The sequence below is a fragment of the Streptomyces sp. NRRL WC-3549 genome, assembly GCF_000721935.1.
Lineage (GTDB): Bacteria > Actinomycetota > Actinomycetes > Streptomycetales > Streptomycetaceae > Streptomyces.
In genome coordinates this window covers 66,695-68,363 of record NZ_KL585401.1, presented here as the reverse complement: position 1 = coordinate 68,363, position 1,669 = coordinate 66,695, and the positions used below count along the sequence as shown (strand labels likewise).

Annotated in this window: 1 protein-coding gene and 1 pseudogene; both read left to right on the top strand. The window is 77.1% G+C overall.

What is annotated here, in order from left to right; genetic code table 11:
* The first annotated feature begins 232 nt into the window (after window positions 1-232).
* Window positions 233-1,147 (top strand): tetratricopeptide repeat protein, encoded by a 915-nt coding sequence (locus IH13_RS37685; protein WP_420713370.1) that lies wholly within the window; start codon window positions 233-235, stop codon window positions 1,145-1,147.
* 2 nt (window positions 1,148-1,149) lie between these two features.
* A pseudogene (locus IH13_RS0116810) lies at window positions 1,150-1,669 on the top strand (zinc-ribbon domain-containing protein); the annotation flags it as partial.

The window sequence follows — 1,669 nt, the reverse complement described above, 5'->3', positions numbered from 1 at the left end:
CCGCCGCGGTGCCCACCGCCCCCGCCCCCCTCTCCCCGGGCGCCGGTCCGGTGTACGCGCCCGACACCCATGTCCGGGGCGCCGGCGGCACGGGCGGGGCGCTCGGCCACGAGGGGACGCGGGCGGCCGTACCGGCCCCCCGGGCCGAGCCCGGTCCCGGTCCGGCCCTCACGGCGCCCGCCGGCCACGGCCCCGGCTCGCGGCGTTCGACGCGCGCGCCACCTCGCTCGCCCTGCCGGTCCCCCGGGTCGACGCGAACGACCCGAACGCCGGTTTCCTCGCCGGGGTGATGGCGTCGGCACCGGCCGAGCTGGTCACGGCGCTGCACTCGGTGCCCGCGGCCTCGCCGGAGACCCGGCTGCGTGAACTCCGCGCCCGGTTGGAGATGAACGAACTGGACGCCGCCGTCCGTGTGTTGACCGCCGTGGAGGTGGAGCACCCGGACGACTGGCGGGTGGTGTGGTACCGCGGTGTCACCTCCCTGGTCACCGGGGACCACGAGAACGCGGCGCTGTCCTTCGACGCGGTGTACGACGCGTTCCCGGGCGAGCCCGCGCCGAAGCTGGCGCTGGGCGTCTGCGCGGAGGTGCTGGGGCAGCTGGACAACGCGGACGAGTACTACCGGCTGGTGTGGACGACCGATCCGAGCTTCGTGAGCGCGGCGTTCGGGCTGGCCCGGGTGCGGATCGCGGCGGGTGACCGGGCCGGGGCGGTCCGGGCGCTGGAGTCGGTCCCGGAGGCGTCGATCCACTACACGGCGGCCCGGGTGGCCTCGGTGCGGGCCAGGCTGCGCGGCCGGTCCCCGCGGGAGCCGCTGCTCGACGACCTCGCGGCCGCCGCGGGCCAGGTGACGGCGCTCGGGGGATACGGCCTGGACGCGGTGCGCCGGGAGAGATTGTCGGCCGAGGTGCTGGGGAAGGCGCTGGACTGGGTACTCTCCGGTGGTCCCACGGCACGGCCACCGGACCCGGCCCACTCCGCGGCGCCGGTGCCGGGGAAGCTGCTGGGCAGCGAGCTGGACGAACGGGGCCTCAGATTCGGCCTCGAACGCTCGTACCGAGTGCTCGCCCGGCTCGCGCAGCGGGGCGACGAGAGGATCGAACTGGTGGAGCGGGCCAACCGTTTCCGCCCACGGACCTGGGTGTGAAGATGTCACAGAGCCACCAGCGGGCCTCCTTGCCGGGATGCCCCAGCTGCGAGGAACCGCTGGAGTCGGGCGACCGGTTCTGCGGGGCGTGCGGGTACGACCTCTCGGCGGTGCCCGCGCCCCCCACCGACCGTCCGACCGTCGCGATCACGGTGCCCGCGCAGCACACCGGGACGTCGGACGCGGGGCCGTCGGCCCCGGGCGCACCGGGTGCGGCCGTACCGGCGACGGCCCCGGGCACGGGCACGCCGGGGACGCGTGCGGCGACGCCCGCCGCCGGCACGCCCGGGGCCGAGTCCGTCCGGTGGCCGGACGCCTCGGAGGCCGCCGGTGCGGACCTGCCCGCGCCCGCGCACCGGCCGGGCGACCTCCCGGGGACCGACTCCGGCGGCACACCGCTGCCCGACGGGACGGCTCCGGCGGTCCGTCTGGACGGCCCGGACGCCGGGGACGGCGAGGACTTCGAACTGGCGGCGCCCGATCCCCGTGCCGCGGAGCACACGGCCTGTCTCTTATACACAT